At 45.1% G+C, this 16,257-nt stretch carries 14 protein-coding genes; 4 read left to right on the plus strand and 10 right to left on the minus strand.

The window, feature by feature from the left end:
• The coding region (locus QUA78_RS12100; protein ID WP_333398817.1) for an ATP-binding protein at nt 1-183 on the plus strand (183 nt) is incomplete at its 5' end.
• Between the two features lie 932 nt (nt 184-1,115).
• On the opposite strand, the gene QUA78_RS12105 is transcribed toward QUA78_RS12100, so the two are convergent.
• Together QUA78_RS12105 and QUA78_RS12110 are read right to left on the minus strand one after the other, a co-directional pair.
• Nucleotides 1,116-1,646 (minus strand): hypothetical protein, encoded by a 531-nt coding sequence (locus tag QUA78_RS12105; RefSeq protein ID WP_333301952.1) that lies wholly within the window; start codon nt 1,644-1,646, stop codon nt 1,116-1,118.
• An 81-nt stretch (nt 1,647-1,727) separates the two neighbouring features.
• Nucleotides 1,728-4,442, minus strand: a complete 2,715-nt coding sequence (locus QUA78_RS12110; RefSeq protein ID WP_333301951.1) for a cation-transporting P-type ATPase — start codon at nt 4,440-4,442, stop codon at nt 1,728-1,730.
• A 438-nt stretch (nt 4,443-4,880) separates the two neighbouring features.
• Here QUA78_RS12110 and QUA78_RS12115 point away from each other — a divergent pair, with 438 nt between their 5' ends.
• A complete protein-coding gene (locus QUA78_RS12115) occupies nt 4,881-5,285 on the plus strand; it encodes a BON domain-containing protein (protein ID WP_333301950.1) in 405 nt (134 codons plus the stop codon).
• Nucleotides 5,286-5,415: 130 nt separating this feature from the next.
• On the opposite strand, the gene QUA78_RS12120 is transcribed toward QUA78_RS12115, so the two are convergent.
• The 8 genes from QUA78_RS12120 to QUA78_RS12155 form a co-directional block, all read right to left on the minus strand.
• Nucleotides 5,416-5,802 (minus strand): hypothetical protein, encoded by a 387-nt coding sequence (locus QUA78_RS12120; RefSeq protein ID WP_333301949.1) that lies wholly within the window; start codon nt 5,800-5,802, stop codon nt 5,416-5,418.
• Between the two features lie 206 nt (nt 5,803-6,008).
• Nucleotides 6,009-6,842 carry a sulfotransferase family protein gene (locus QUA78_RS12125; protein ID WP_333301948.1) on the minus strand — a complete coding sequence of 278 codons (834 nt, stop codon included), beginning with the start codon at nt 6,840-6,842 and terminating at the stop codon, nt 6,009-6,011.
• Nucleotides 6,811-7,722 carry a glycosyltransferase gene (locus QUA78_RS12130; protein WP_333301947.1) on the minus strand — a complete coding sequence of 304 codons (912 nt, stop codon included), beginning with the start codon at nt 7,720-7,722 and terminating at the stop codon, nt 6,811-6,813. Before QUA78_RS12130 ends, QUA78_RS12125 begins: the two co-directional genes overlap by 32 nt.
• A 12-nt stretch (nt 7,723-7,734) precedes the next feature.
• Nucleotides 7,735-8,616 carry a glycosyltransferase family 2 protein gene (locus tag QUA78_RS12135; RefSeq protein ID WP_333301946.1) on the minus strand — a complete coding sequence of 294 codons (882 nt, stop codon included), beginning with the start codon at nt 8,614-8,616 and terminating at the stop codon, nt 7,735-7,737.
• 16 nt (nt 8,617-8,632) lie between these two features.
• Entirely contained in the window at nt 8,633-9,418 is a 786-nt protein-coding gene (locus QUA78_RS12140; RefSeq protein ID WP_333301945.1) for a hypothetical protein, read from the minus strand.
• 141 nt (nt 9,419-9,559) lie between these two features.
• On the minus strand, nt 9,560-10,666 hold the full coding sequence (locus QUA78_RS12145; RefSeq protein WP_333301944.1) for an inositol-3-phosphate synthase: 1,107 nt from the start codon (nt 10,664-10,666) through the stop codon (nt 9,560-9,562).
• A gap of 31 nt (nt 10,667-10,697) precedes the next feature.
• Nucleotides 10,698-11,531 carry a DUF5672 family protein gene (locus QUA78_RS12150; protein ID WP_333301943.1) on the minus strand — a complete coding sequence of 278 codons (834 nt, stop codon included), beginning with the start codon at nt 11,529-11,531 and terminating at the stop codon, nt 10,698-10,700.
• A gap of 250 nt (nt 11,532-11,781) precedes the next feature.
• Nucleotides 11,782-13,503, minus strand: a complete 1,722-nt coding sequence (locus tag QUA78_RS12155; protein ID WP_333301942.1) for a carbamoyltransferase C-terminal domain-containing protein — start codon at nt 13,501-13,503, stop codon at nt 11,782-11,784.
• 714 nt (nt 13,504-14,217) lie between these two features.
• Between QUA78_RS12155 and rppA the strand changes: the two genes are divergently transcribed.
• Both rppA and QUA78_RS12165 read left to right on the plus strand, forming a co-directional pair.
• Nucleotides 14,218-14,895 carry a two-component system response regulator RppA gene (gene rppA, locus QUA78_RS12160; protein WP_333301940.1) on the plus strand — a complete coding sequence of 226 codons (678 nt, stop codon included), beginning with the start codon at nt 14,218-14,220 and terminating at the stop codon, nt 14,893-14,895.
• A gap of 18 nt (nt 14,896-14,913) precedes the next feature.
• A complete protein-coding gene (locus tag QUA78_RS12165) occupies nt 14,914-16,194 on the plus strand; it encodes a HAMP domain-containing sensor histidine kinase (protein ID WP_333301939.1) in 1,281 nt (426 codons plus the stop codon).
• Nucleotides 16,195-16,257 lie beyond the last annotated feature (63 nt).

The following is a 16,257-nucleotide window of genomic DNA, read 5'->3' on the forward strand; positions in this document are numbered from 1 at the left end:
AAGGGCATTGGTATTGGGTTGTCAATTTCCCATCAGATTGTAGTGGAGAAACACGGTGGTCAGCTCAATTGTATTTCATCTCCTAATCAGGGGACAAAGTTTATTATTGATATTCCAATTCACCAGCGAGTTTTAGCAAAAAATTTCATTACGATGTCTGAAACAGCTTTGGGAATTTCTTAGCGACACTTAAACCAAATTTTACCCAAATAAATTCAAAACTGGCTTTATAGGCAGTAAATACGTCTATATTTTCTTGCAACCAGCGCACAAATCTATAAAATATAGCTGTTCTCAAAGCTGACAAAGCATCAGTACCATGGAATTATAGCCTTTCTCAGTAACATGAGGTACTATCTGGCATAGGGCATAGGGCATAGGGCATAGGGCATAGGGCATAGGGCATAGGGCATACCTCACCACGCTTGAGAACCGCTATATATTGGTCGCAACTTAAGTCTTTTCTGCATAATTTTTTTCACCCAAAACAAAAATAATTGATACATTAATTGCCGGAGCGCTCGATTTAATCAATCCTCAATATAGCCTTTCTCAGAAAGATGAGGTACTATCCGGCATAGGGCATAGGGTATAGGGCATAGGGCATAGGGCATACCTCACTTTTTTGAGAACCGCTATATCTAAAAAACTGGTTTACTAAATGCTGTTACTGTCATCTGTAAGCTTGCAATCTGCTGTATGTGGGTGCGATGCCTGCGGGCATTGGTGACAATTAAGCTTAAGTTCCCCGCTTCGCAGGGCTGTTTCATTCTCTTGTAGGGGCAGCGTATAGGGGCTGCCCCAATCCCACCAAACACCTGTACGGGCAATCCCTCCGCAGTTGCCCTCATGGATGGGGAGGGTCGGTATTCTTGGCACTACCCGACAAAACCCTGGTTTTCCTGAGAATGAAAAAGCCCTGAGTTTAAAAGGATACCGTTGGCGAATTCATCAAAGAGAAACCAGAGCTATAGCAGTTCTCAATCTTGGTGAGGTATGCCCTATGCCCTATGCCCTATGCCCTATGCCCGCTTATCGAGAGCACCTCATGTTACTGAGAAAGGCTATAATTGTCTTGTCTGGGAGTAGGGTAATCGTCCTTTCTTACCTTGAATTTAGGTAGCATCACAGACACGCCACGTCAGAATCTCCCAACGTTTAAGGACAGGTTCAGCAATCACGATCTCATTTTCTCTTGCCTCTATGACGATCAAATAATCTCCCTGGTTAAATCTGTCATTGTACATTCTTGCTTGTTCTTCTGGCACCAACCATCCTTGAAGCGCGCCATATAGACCGCCAGCAGTTGCAGCAATCCCACTTCCAAAGAAAGTTGCTAAAATGCTTTCCACCGCTAATGCCTGACCAATACCGGGAATTAGCAGGCTGCTGAGTCCAACAATTAAGGCTAGTGAACCTAGTCGTATGCTGCCTAAGATCGCGCCTACTTGTGCGCCTGCTGCTCTTGTCATTAAAATTTGCTTCACGCCCAGAGAGTCCAAATCATCATTATTGTCAGAAGGTTTAGCAATCACTGAAATCTTGTGCATGGGGAAGCCCCTGCTTTTTAGCTCAACTAGCGCCTGCTTTACGTTTCGATCATTCGTAAATAGGCCGCTAGCACGTTTGAGGTTTTGGTAATTCATGAGAAATATTCAATATTCAACGCTACAAAATTGATAAATAGTGTGTAAAGCCGCTGTGAATGACCTCATCACAAAAACTACTTAGTTCAGAGGTGCAAAACGCTTTAGCAAAGCTGACAAAGTAATCATTGGCAGTCCGAATCCGATACAAATTAAGGCTTGGATTGTGTTCAATGCTTCAGTGTCAAATAACTGATTCATCACGCCCCATTGGCTAAACAGGAATTGGAGAATGAAAATAGCCCCAATGCCGATCGCTACCGCGTAGCCAACTGATTCATCTTTACCGCGTAGTTTGGCGACGAGCGCCGGAACGAAGCGACTGATACTTAACAGGTAAAAAGCTTCTGCCGCAACCAATGCTTGAATTGCCATCGTCCGGGCTAGAGCTTCATTGCCTGTGGTTTGGACGATCCATTCAAACATCCCAAAGATCGCAATCCAGTTAAATACCGAAACTGTCAGAATCCGAGCCGTCAGGTTGCGAGACAGAAGCGGTTCATTGGCAGGTCGAGGCGGCTGTTGCATGACATCGGGAGAGGGCGGCTCAAATGCCAACGGTAAGCTCAACGCAACTGAACTGACCATATTCAGCCACAGAATTTGTACTGGCAAAATGGGTAGCGGGGTTGCCAAAAGTACGGCAATCAAGATGGTCATGGACTCTCCACCATTCACGGGCAGGATGAAGGCGATCGCCCGCAGCAGATTCTTATAAACCGTGCGCCCTTCCTCAACTGCTTTCTCGATCGAAGCAAAGTTGTCATCCGTCAGAATCATATCTGCGGCTTCTTTTGTGACTTCAGTGCCCGTGATGCCCATCGCTACCCCAATATCAGCTTGCTTCAGGGCGGGAGCATCGTTAACTCCATCTCCTGTCATCGCCACAATCTCGCCCTTAGACTGAAGTGCTTCGACAATGCGGAGCTTTTGTTCTGGCGCTACACGAGCAAACACGCAGCTTTGTTCGACAGCATTGGCTAATTCCTGCTGACTCATTTGAGCGAGTTCTTGACCGGTAAAAACGGGAGCCTCTTGGGTTTGATGTAGTCCCATTTGGTGCGCGATCGCTGCTGCTGTTTTGGCATGGTCGCCGGTAATCATCTTCACCTGAATTCCCGCAGACCTACAGGCTTGAATCGCTTGAATCGCTTCGGGGCGGGGCGGGTCGATCATGCCTTGCAGCCCCAGAAAAGTTAACCCTTGCTCAATATCAGAATGCTCAATAGAAGATTGAGAAGCGGGTACAACTTTCTTGGCAAGTGCCAGAACTCGCAACCCTTTTTTCGCCATCCTCTCCACGGCTTGCTCGATCGGCGCGGGGTTGAGGGCGATCGCCTCTCCCTCTGCATCGAGCATCTGGCGACACCGCTTGAGAATTGCCTCAATTGAACCCTTGACATAAATCAACCGTTCTGGACGATCGTCATGTAAGGTTGCCATGTATTGAAACTGAGATTCAAACGGCAGTGTATCGAGCCGAGAAAGCGCTTCCTCGAGTTGCTCAGTAATTAACCCTGCTTTTTGGGCTACCGCAACCAGCGCCCCTTCCGTTGGACTACCGATCGCAGTCCAGTTCCCGTCTTGCACGTCTAGATAAGAATCGTTGCACAACAATCCTGCTTGCAGGCATTCATATAAAGCAGGTGCGTTCGCCAGGTCAACGGAGCGTCCATTTACAGAAATTTTCCCGTCTGGTGCATATCCTCCACCGCTAACCCGATATCGCTTTCCACCGGCATCAATTTCCTGAACAGTCATTTGATTCTGAGTCAAGGTTCCGGTTTTGTCGGAACAAATCACGGTGGTGCTGCCCAGCGTCTCAATTGCCGGAAGTTTGCGAATAATGGCGTGCTGCTTTGCCATTTGGGAAACCCCGATCGCCAGTGTCACCGTTAAAATCGCGGGTAAGCCTTCAGGAATTGCGCTGACTGCAAGCGCTACAGATGCCTTGAACACCTCAACCCAAGAAAATTTCTGGGCAATGCCTGCGACAAAGGTGAAGGCAGCCAAACCTAAAATGACATAGAGCAAGGTTTTGCTAAATTTGTCAATTTTGCGACTCAGTGGGGTTTCCAACGTGGTGCTTTGCTGCATCAGTTGGGAGATGTGTCCGGTCTCGGTCATCTCGCCAATGCTGACCACCAGTCCGCGTCCCTGTCCAAACGTTACCAGGCTTCCGGTATATGCCATGTTCGTGCGCTCGGCCAGCGGAGTGTCTGCGTCTAGCGCCTGGGATTCCTTCTCAACCGGGACAGATTCTCCCGTTAACGCTGACTCATCGACTTGTAAGTCACGGACTTCGATCAGCCGCAGATCCGCAGACACTTTATCCCCAGAAGACAGCAAGACGAGATCGCCAGGAACCAGTTCACTGGATGAAACGACTTGCTTTTGACCGTGGCGGAGAATCGTTGCCTCAGTTGCAACAGATTTTGCTAAAGCGGCGATCGCATTCTCTGCCTTTGACTCTTGAACGAAACCAATGGTGGCGTTCGTTAGAGCAACCCCCAAAATTACACCTGCATCAATCCACTCTTTCAGAAATGCTGTAACTATCCCAGCAGCTAACAAAATGTAGATTAGCGGCTGATTCAGTTGCTGAAAAAATCGCAACCAGGCACTTTGCGGCTTCTGAGCCGTTAGTTGATTGGGCCCGAGGATCTCGCGCCGTTCCGCTGCCACATCGGAAGATAGGCCTATTTCCAGGTCACTCTCTAAAAGCCGAGCCACTTTCTCGACAGAGAGGTCATGCCAAGAGTGTTCTACTAATTTTTCTACATTCGTTGCAGTCATAACGCTTCTTGTCAAGCCAAGTGCTTGTCTGTTGTTTCGTCTTGTTTCTAGCGTCATTGATGAATGTGAGCAAAAAATGATCGACTGATTTCTGTTACTCACATTTCGATCACATTTGCTCCGTCTACTTACGCAGAGAACCGATTGAGATAGCTTGTGAACTTGCAAACCTTACTTCACTAGATTTGATTTATTGTTGCCTTTTATTAAGAGGGTTGTCAAAAGCATTACTTTTGATAGATGAACTATCGTATAGCCTTTCTCAAAAAGATGAGGTATGAATTTTGACCTGGAAAGCTTGACAATACAGGGTTTCTGTATACCTCATTTATCTGATAATCGCTATACATTCACTGGTTAAGTTGAAACGATCAAAGACTTCATCCTGAGTTTTATCGGCAAAATTGCGTTTCAAAAAAAACAAAACAGACAAAGAGTATGGAATTATTAAAGCTATTTGCAAAAGGAATCAGCGTCAGCACTGTTGCAATTTTGGGTTTAGGTGCCTGCAACCCCCCCAATACTTCACAGACAACAGTTCCATCTACTTCTGCTCCCACAACCGCCACTGAAAATACGACTACTCCAACAGCTTCTGCGCCTGCAACCACAACCGCACAGACGGCTGACAATCAAAAAATTGACGATATTGCCGATCGCGTAGAAGATGCCTTGGACTCCGATAGCACCCTCAAGCAATTCGATTTGGACGCAGACGATCGGGCTAATGCGATTGTGTTAACAGGGCGCGTTCAAACGGCCGAACAAAAAGTATTGGCAGAACAAATCGCTCGGCAAGTTGCAGCGAATGTTTCCATCAATAACGAAATCGTCACTCAGTAGTTCCTAACAGTGAAGTGGCAAGCGCCAAAGGCTCTTGCCACTTAAAAAATTTGCGCGATCGCAGCTAGGAAATCAATGGATTAGCCAACCTTATTTGACTGGATGCGATCGCAATATTGAAACAATCAACTTAGTCAACGATCTCGTAACGGACTAACTGGCGAACATTTTGACGCGATAACTGTAGTTCTTGCGCGATCGCTGTCTCTATCTGGGTTGCGTCAGTCATTGGCAATTCTAATTGCAATCGCTTCAAAATGGGTTCTGCTGTTTCTACCGCAACCAGGGTGGTTCCTTGTTTTCGGTTAATCACCGCGTTGATCAGCAATATATTGACAGACACCGTTGCTTTAAGCTGGGTATCTGCCTGAAGTTTATTCTTTGCGATCTGGGGTTGTTGTAATTCTTGAGCCATTAGGAAACCGGAACCAACCCAAAACGCGATCGCCACAAACGGCAATGGCAACCAAAACTCTGCGCCTGATGCTTTTAGCCAACGTTTAGTAACCTGCCACATAAATTTTTTACCCCACCCCAACCCTCCCCGAACCCGCGGTTCGGGAGTAAGAAATTCACAAATGATTTAGGATTGCTATATATACATAGCTAAAATAGAACCATTATCCTTATTCCGGTTTTCCGTTCCAATGATTGTCGCTACCCAAAGTTGATGTAATCGTACTCATTGACTTTGGGTGGATTCATCCTTTGGTTCTACCGCACCTACCCTTTTTTCTCAACTGCGTAACTCCTGACGCCATCAAGCCAACTATTTTTCTCATAGGCATAAGTTTCAAAGTCGTCTTTGTATAAGTTATATACACGCTCTGCCAATTCCCAATCATAAACAGCAGCCAGCGGCAGCTTCTGAGTAGAACTTTGGTTCACAGGTTTAAGCAGGGTCGGCATCAATTCATCATCCACTCCAAGCCGTTGTAAAACCTGTCTAAAATCTTCCACAAAGTTCTCAAAATAACCAACGAAGTCATAATGAATCAGGTCAGGTCTGAGTCCCCAAGTCATTGTACACCAGTGATAATCTGGTTGTTGCTGGAGTGTCTCCTGCACGTACAAGACAAAATCTCGGAACGTCACTGTGGCATCTGTTCGCCCTGCCCGGAGAGTGTAATTATACATCTCACTGATTTGCTCTTTAATCTTGTTGTAGTAAGGTGAGGGTGGTGATGATTCCTGCATAATGAATGCTCTATATGCTGAAAACAACCTGTCGTAAGGATTACGCACGAAACAAAACCGAAACCACTGAGGCGAAGTCAATATCTCGATCGCCTCTTCTACAGGGAAGTCAGTCAGTTTTGGTACGAAAGCTTCATTGGCTTGCGATCGAGCATGGAGCCAGGGAAAAGGGGTTTCAATGACTTCATATCCCTCCAGGATGTGCAGGCTCAGTTTAATCCGGGTGCTTGCTGTTTTACCAAGTCCCACAAAGAAATATTTATGGATTGGAGAGACCCAACTACTACTGGATGGGTCTTTTTTATCCCACTCAATAAATTCGATAAGTTTATGGTTGTTGAGCATTGATGATGAGTTCATGAAAGTCTAATACCTCCTTATGGGTGATTTGCAGTGATACATCATTGGCATAAGCGTCAAAAAATAGCTGACTTTCAAATGTCTGAAACTTCTGATTAAAGTATTTGCAATTTTCATAACCCTGTTTTTCTTTAGCTTTTGAATCTGATGGAGACGGCAAATGCAAAACCGCTGCTTTTCTGCAAAGCACAATTTTTTTGTTAACCAGGTGTAGACGATATCCTAAATCCTGATCTTCAGCCCCCCAATTGCCGTCGTAATTCTCATCAAACAATCCAACTTCAAATAGCGACGTTCTCCTGATTGATAGATGCCCACCATAAAACAATGTCCAGGGTACAGTCATATTTTCGATTTGATAGTTGTACTTGTGAAAAATATTTTCCCGTATATCAAAGATGGCTTTCATCTCAACCAGTTTGGCGATCGAGCCATCCGCATCATTGGGATTAATCACTCTGTTTAACGCTGTTTCATCGGCACCCCAGCCGTAGGTGTAGCCAATAATTGCAACTTCATTGTTCTGTTGGTGATGGCCGTTTAAATGCTGAGCGAGACAATCACTCTTGACAATAATTCCTGAGTCAATAAACATACAAAATTTGCCATCGGCAACTCGAATTCCCAGGTTCCTTGCCGAGGAAACTCTGTATCCTCGATCGGTTTGATAGACATATTTAATATTAATCTGGTTCTCGAATGACTTAACAACTTGAAAGGTATCATCAGAAGAACCATCATCAACAACGACGACTTCATAATCTGATCGGCCAAGAGTCTGATTGACTAAAGATTTAAGCGTATAGGTTAGTTGTTGAGAGCGATTGTAGGTCGGAACAATTACAGAGGTTGAAAATTTATCATTCGCTTGGGTATTCATAGCTTTAGGATTTTAGTTACAGTTTTTTAACTGTCTGATATTTTTTGAGCCTGCTCGATAACCCAGTGATGTGCCGATACCATTCACCAGAAAATAGGAAGCACGGCGCAAGTGACCTTTAGAAATCTCTGACAGTGCATCCGCATAAGATACAGACTGTTCAAACTTTAGCAATGACTGAGGCAAGGTATGAGTCGCGAGAAAATATCCTTTCCCCAGTCCATAACCATATTCCCTTTGGATTTGTTGGCGGAAATTATTCTTCTTGAGTGGATTGGGGTGTCTGACAATCAAATTTGCGTCGTAGTAGAATTGGTAGCCCGCATTGAGGCATTGGAACAAATAATCTGTTTCGTCCCCACAACCCCAGGGCGTATCAGCGCCAGGCCCAAGCCTTTCATCAAATCGAATTTTTTCTACCACAGGCGCACGAAAGAACATGGCGCAGGAGACGCAAATCTTATATCCCTTGGCGTAATCAACCTCCTGAGAGCGATCGTCACCACAAGGTGCAAAAGCATTTTGATCTTCCTCTAAATCGTAAACTCGACCAATCACACCATCCAATTGGGGGTTATTGTCAAAAAACTGGGCAGTTAGAGTCAACAATCCATCTGGATAAAGACAATCATCATCGGGAAAAGCAACGATATCTCCTTTAACCTGGGAAAATCCGATGTTCCGGGCGCGGGATTGACCACGTTTTGATTCTCTCACGTGCAGAATTGGAAAATGTTGACGATAGGAATCGACCAATTTCACTAATCGGTCGTCTGGATTTTGGTCAACTATAATCACTTCAAGATTATCATAATCTTGAGCGACAAGCGATTGAAATAACCGTTTAGTTTCATGGACTCGATTAATCGTTGGCACAATTAGAGAAAATTTCATAACTGCTTATCTGCATTTAACCAAAAACGATTGATTCAACCTGGCAACACATTCTTGCATAATGAGTAAACGAACTTTGATTGCACACTAGGCGCACACACTCTCCCAGCAAAAACATCTCGATCAGTGCTTCCCCCAGCAAACGGTAGGAACCAATCCGATTTCTTGCTTCGATATATTCAGCCTTCTTTTCATCATTGCAAATAGACCATATATTATGACCAGGACCACAGTTCTCAGGCGGCATAAAACGATTCAAATGAATGACCCGATCGCCGTATCGATGTAGGCATTTCTCTAAAAATGAAGGTGTGTCTGTACAAACAAAGAATTGATCGCCAGGGTAAATATCCATTGTTGAAAAAAAACTTGTCCAGGGAGTTTTCATTCGATCTAAATCGGGCTGGTTTGATGCTTTTTCAAGTTCGCCATTGCCAAACCTGGCATGAATGCCGATACAAGAAGACACGACTCGTCGATATTGATTAAATATTTTCTTGTATTTCCCTACAAGTTTCAACTTGTTTTTCAGGTAACAGGATGTGTTTTCGTCAGCAACAGCAGGCAGTACATCATTTGCCCATACAAACTGAAAGGGAATATCTTTTGTTTGATTCACAGGTGCTTGATAAAAGATAACTCCGACCACTTCATTTGGGTACCGATCAATGATGCGATCTATTTCTGTAGGACTGTAGATGATTCTGTCAGTATCAAAGCCAAGAACCTGATTCAATTTTGATTCTTCATAGTGCCCTCCTGAGCTTGTAAAAAAAGCCATCTTCCTAAAATCGACAATCAATTTACAATCTACTTTGGTTACATAGTCTAATAACTGACTAATGTAAATAAATTGTGTCCCGATTCCATCTGGCTGTAAGAGGTAGAGGTAGCGAAAGGAATAATTGTTTTTGTCTCTCAGTCTTAGACTCATATCAAACTGTTAATCCTCACGTTCTCCGGCAATAAACTGCTCTAACATTTGGTAGGCTTCTTCATCCGTAAATTGCTGTGGGGGATGTTTCATAAAATAAGCCGAAGGAGAAGATAAAACGCCACCCTTTTTAGCGTTGAGTGCTAACTTGCAGCACCGAATTAAGTCAATTGCCACCCCGGCGGAATTCGGAGAGTCTTCAACAGAAAGGCGCATTTCCAGATGCATGGGAACGTCACCAAACAATTTGCCTTCGATGCGAATAAAGCAAACCTTGTTGTCCTTTTGCCAGGGAACGTAATCGCTGGGACCGATATGGATATTGGTGGAGTCAAGCCGTTCTCCCATCACGGCCTGTACGGCTTCCGTTTTCGATATTTTCTTGGAGGACAAGCGGCTACGGTTCAGCATATTCAGGAAGTCTGTATTGCCTCCGGTATTCAATTGATAGGTGCGCTCAATCTTGACACCGCGCTTTTTGAACAGATCCACTAAGGTTCGATGGGTAATCGTGGCACCTAATTGCGCTTTAATGTCATCCCCAATAATGGGAAGATGATTGTGTTTAAATTTGTCTGCCCAGAGGGGATTGCTGGCGATAAATACGGGAATGCAATTAATCAACGCCACCCCCGCATCGACCGCACACTCGGCGTAAAAATAGGTCGCTGCTTCCGACCCAACGGGGAGATAGTTCAACAGAATTTCAGCACCGGACTCTTGGAGGACTCGGACAACGTCTTCTTTAGACGGTTCTGGGTGGTCGCTGAGCACAAAGGTGGTATTGATGTCATACCCTTCCATATGCTCAGAAACACCATCTAAAACTTTTCCCATGCTGACAGCAACACCGGCTGGAGGGAGGGAGCCGCAAAAAATCGTGGTGCAGTTGGGCGGGGCAAAAATAGCCTCGTTAACGTCCTTTCCCACTTTCCGCCGATCAATATCAAAGGCCGCGACAACTTCAATGTCATAAGGCTTGTAACCCCCAATTTCCCAATGCATTAAGCCAACTGCGTCTTGAATGGTCTTGTCTTTGTAATACTCAATTCCTTGCACTAAAGAACTAGCGCAATTACCAACACCCGCAATTGCTATCCTAATTTGCTGAGTCAAGACCCGTCTCCTTTTCTATAGATTAGTCATGTCAAACTTTATATCCAAACTCGCCAATGAATGGACGCCAAAATTCCAAGTCATATTTCCACCAGGCATGACAGCCAAAGGGGAGGTTTTGGTTATTTAGCTCATAGAGATATTGAGGTTGAACTTCAAAGCTAAATTGTAAAGCTTCTTGGGGCTCAGGCACAGTGAACCATTCAAAATTTTGATTTACAGCTATCCCCCAAAACGGATCTTCCTGACGCATTCCTATCCAATCATTAAACCAGTGATGGGTATTATTTCTTATCGTTAATTTCTCAATCATATCAAACAGAAGATAGGGCCTTCTCGGAAATGGTGCGTTTTGGAATCGTTTCCACAGTTCAATTGGCTTTTCGATGTACGAAAATGAATATAGTGCTTTGATATGAGTCTGTATTTTTCGCAAGGAAAAACCACCATTACCTACTCCGTAAAAGGGAGCTCTTTCCTTGGCTTCGCTCCATCCTTCTAGCCATGGTGCCCCTACATAGTCATATCCTTTTTCACACCATTCCATTAGCTCATCCCGAAAAACGAAGGCATCTAATTCATAAAACAATATATGATCATATTTTCTGTAGCGCTCATATAGAAAAGGCATTGTTTTAAGCATTTGCACATTTTTATAGCTGCACTGCCATTGGGGCGAGATAAAATCAAAGGAAGCTTCTGGATTAATAGCTAAATATTCATGGATATTCAACCCCTTCGGACAAATAAATTTGATTGGGTAATGCCCTAATATCCTGAAGCATTGCTCCAATGAAATCCTTTCGTAAGCATCTAGATTTTCTTTATGAACAATAATTAAGATAACTACTTTTAAGTCTGCCATTTTAGATTTTCTTGGTGGAGAATTCTGAAACATTTTTCTATATAGGTCTGGGGGAAAAGTGTTTATTTAAGCTACGGCTTCTACGATCCTTCAAAGAATTGATCATCAGAATAATTATCCATCGATGAAAAGAAACGTTCCCATGGAATTTTCATTCGATCACGACTCTCCACTATATACTGTTCACCATTTGCCACAACTTTATCATAATTTTTGCTAATGATTCGATCAATTTCCACCGGACTGTAGATTATCCTTTCGTCTTGGTCAGATAAAATCCCTCAATCACCAGAGTTTGCACATCATCCCTGGTGGTGAAAATATCCAATACTTCCTCTGGCTTGTGAACCAGGGGTTGTCCAGCCACATTGAGCGAGGTATTGCAGACTAAGGGAATCCCCGTCTTTTCATAGAACCTATTGATCACCTGCCAATACAGTCCATCGTGGTCGCGTTGAACGAAATGGGGACGGGTGGTAAAGTCGATGTGCACCACGGCTGGGACTTTCGCCCGCCACTCAGAACGGACGGTGGCAACCCCCAACATGTAGCGATGTAACCCACGCTCCATCGAGCCTTCTAGCACCGTTTCTGCCTGCTCCTCCAGGATGCTGGGAGCCAGAGGCCGCCACATTTCCCGACCTTTAATCTGGTTTAATCGACCCAGGGCTTCCCGGTCAGCCGGATTTGCCATAAAGCTGCGCCGACCCAAAGCACGGGGACCGAGTTCGTCTTTACCTCTAAACCACGCCACAATTTTGTTATTTGCTAAATCAGCAGCGACTCGTTCCGCCAATTCACCCGGAAGCAATTTTTGAGGCGTAAGACTATAGTCCGCGATCGCAGTCGCAATGGCGGTGTCAGGGTAATCGCAACCCAAGGCAGGGGCAATTAATCTGGGTGGTGTCGTTACCGGAGGCTCCAGATAATGAGCCAGTGCCAAAGCCGCACCGATACTACAACCTGCATCATTGGCAGCAGGAAAAACGTAGATGTTATCAAAAATGTTTTGCCGACTGAGATAGGCATTCATGCTGCAATTGAGCGCACACCCACCGCTGAGAACCAGATTCTGTTCACCCGTGAGGCTTTTGATCCGTTTTGCTAGATCTAGGCAAATTGTTTCTAACTTGTGTTGGACAGAAGCTGCCAAATCCACGTAATGCATGGCATCGTACGCGGCAGACGATTCCTTGTTTTGCCGATTATAGGGATAAAAATGCTGCTGGTAATAATCATGCCAAAAGTGCCACATCTGACCGGCAAGCAGGGGTGTCGGCGCAACATCCACCGCTTTTTGGATGGCAGCAGGAAGGGTAAATTGTCCGGTATGGGCATCAAACGAAAAATCAATCTCCTGTCTGACTTGACCAAAGGGGGCTAACCCCATGAGTTTTCCTGGCCCGGAGTGCCCCCCTGGTCCGCCCAATCCAGCAACGGCTCCTGCCGCCGAGTAGAATACCCCCAACGAATAGCGCATGGGATAGCTTTCGAGTAATTCGATCGCGTTGCCCCTAGCGTGATAGAGGGAGATTGACTCCCCTTCTCCACGACCGTCAATCACCAAGACTGCCGCACTCTCAAAACCACTGGTGTAATAAGTGACGGCTGCATGAGTATGGTGATGTTGAACAAAATGGATAGTCGGTGGAGCGGTGTAGTTGAACTGTTCCGGGGGTAAGATAACGGGTGTCAGTTCGCTGGAGCTAGCAATATTGTTAGATAGCTTTGTACCGGATTTGAGGTCTGGAAGCCAGCCATAGGCAATGTAATCAATCTCTGAAAGCTGAAGTCCCGCTTGCTCCAGGCAGGCTTGAGCCGCATCCGCCGCACCCTGCCCAATGGCATACCGCGATCGCGTTAACCGTTCTTGTTCAATGGCGCAGACGATTTCACGATCGATGATTAAGGCGGCTGAGCCATCGTGGGACTTTGGCCGATCGGTTTGGCTGACAATTCCTAAAACTTTCATCGTGTTTACCAGTACCCATGCGTTAGATCAAAAACTTTACTCCTGTCTAGCGGAACTTAAACAAATTTTAAGCCCAAATAAACCCCAAACTCGCTTTATGTACAGCAAATACGTCGCTGTTTTCTTGCAGCCAAGCAACAAAACGATAAGATATATAGCAATCCTATATGATTTGTCAGAAGTTACCATCACTGTGAAGCTTGGCGAAATCAAATATCTGATAATGAGTAACTAACTTAAATATATATTTGACGGCAGCAAATGTCTTACACATATGATAGCACTCTCTAATCCATTTTTTAGCTTGTAACCAAATATCTTCAATTTGATTCTGAGTCGGATCGTTGGGTGCAAATCTCAAACAAGTGACTTTCCAATCATATTCTTCTTGCACGATAATTCACCAATGATAAAAACTTTTTAACCTCTGCTGAAGAATGATATTTAGCACCATCCCAAATTAATGCTATCCGCTTGTCGTTATATTGGCTCATCAGATACTTTAAATATTGAATAGTATGTTCTCCATTTCCCTTGCGAGCGCGACATTTAATTAGATCGGCATGACTTTTTTGGGTTCTATATTGTTCACTTAGTTCTTGTCAGTTACATCATACCTTATCTATCTGATCAAGGCTATACTGATTCTGGCTATTATCTCATAAATCATTTAGGATTGCTATATAAATGTTATAAGCCAAATTAAAGAAATATATGAGAATCCTACTTGTGGAGGACGACCCAAAGCAACTGATGCCGCTACAAACAGTGCTGTCTCAGGCAGGACATAGCGTAGATGGGGTAAAAGATGGAGAGACGGCACAGTGGCTGTTATCAGAAAAAGATTATGATTTGTTGATTTTGGACTGGATGTTGCCACATATCAGTGGGGTAAATCTTTGTCGTCAATATCGAGCAGCAGGGAAAACAGCTCCGGTTTTGATGATCACGGCAAGAGACACCACGCCTGAAAAAGTGATCGGGTTAGACGCAGGTGCAGATGATTACCTGGTGAAACCGATCGATTTGGTTGAATTCATGGCACGAGTCCGGGCATTAAGACGGCGATCGCCCCTTTGGCAAGGAGATACGCTCAGCCTTGAGGATCTGCACCTCCACCTCGATACTCTTACTGTTGAGCGACAAGGTGCAAGCGTTTCCCTCTCCAGTCGCGAGTTTCAGTTGTTGGAGTATTTTATGCGACATCCTCGACAGGTTTTGAGTCGGAATCAGATTGAACAAGCGGTGTGGGAATGGGGGACTCAACCAGAGAGCAATGCGATCACCGTTCTAGTTCGCAAACTCCGCCAACGCTTGCAGGCTGTAGGAGCAGCAGATTGGATTGATAGCATTTACGGTATGGGTTATCGCCTGACTTCCCCTGAAAAGTAACGATCGTAAAGGCAAGCCGTGTTCAATCAAAGTCGTCGCAATTTGGCTCGTTGGTTCACCCTCTCAATGGGGAGCATTCTCGTGCTGTTTGCGGGGGTGATTTACCAGATTGAGGTAAAAGATAAACTAGAAGCCGTTGACCTACTGCTATATGACAAAACTAGAGTCATGGCTGCCAGCGTGTATTATGAAGTTCGCCAAAACCAGAACCAGGTCGATCTGAGTCATGTCCCCTTGTTAGGCAGCGGGTCTCATCCCCTTGCAGAAGATCTGATTTATGTGCGCTGGTTTAACGCACAAAGGCGGCTCGTTCGTTTTTTTGGGACTCCTTCCCCAGAGCAGTTAAATACGCCCTTTGGTTATCTCACAGTTCGATCGACCGATCCACTTTTGGGAACAGGAATCTGGCTGCGTCAGGTGACATTACCAGTCGAAGGCAGAACCGGGGTGCTTGGCTATCTTCAGGTTGCAACTCCCCTGACAGAAACTCAAAACAGGCTCACTGAGCTTCTGATTGTGCTAACTCTCGCTGTCCCGCTGACACTGGGCTTAATTGCCCTCACAGGTTGGTTTCTCAGCGGGCTGGCAATGCAACCGATTCGGCAAGCCTATCAACAGCTTCAGCGCTTTACAGCCGATGCCTCTCACGAGTTGCGATCGCCCCTCTCTGCCATTCTCACTAATGCCCAGCTTGGGTTGCTCATCGCGGCTGATGATTCGCGTTACCATCCTCCCTTAGAAAACATTGTAGATAGCGCAAAATCAATGGGAGCCCTAGTGAATAATTTACTGCTGTTGGCTCGTCATCAGGGGCGACTTACGCCGGAATCGCTCAAGTTAATCAATCTCAACGAGTTGCTGAGCAATTTAGCAACCCAGTTTGTCGCACTTGCAGAAGCCCAAAATATCAAACTTACCTGCGAATCACCGGCACAACGGATTGAATTATTGGCCGATCCCGATCTGCTACGGCAAGTAGTCGAAAACTTGCTTTATAACGCGTGTAAATATACTCCCGTTGGCGGAACTATACAGATACGCCTAGTTCTTCATTCCAATTTGGCAGTCATTCAGATAATCGATACGGGAATCGGTATTCCAGAAGCGGACTTACCCTATATTTTCGATCGCTTCTATCGAGTAGACACCGAGCGATCGCTCGACAGTGGAGGCTTTGGACTAGGGTTAGCGATCGTCCAACAGATTGTCCAGGCCCATGGTGGAAAAATTCATGTGACGAGTGAAGTGGGCAAAGGCTCAACGTTTCAGATTGAACTGCCGCTCAAACCTTATGACTAAGCCGCCTCAAACGAGAGAGAAGGTGCACTCTGCTTTAGACGTAACTGCAATGTATGTGGTGTA

It is taken from the genome of Microcoleus sp. K4-B3 (genome assembly GCF_036704615.1).
GTDB lineage: Bacteria > Cyanobacteriota > Cyanobacteriia > Cyanobacteriales > Microcoleaceae > Microcoleus.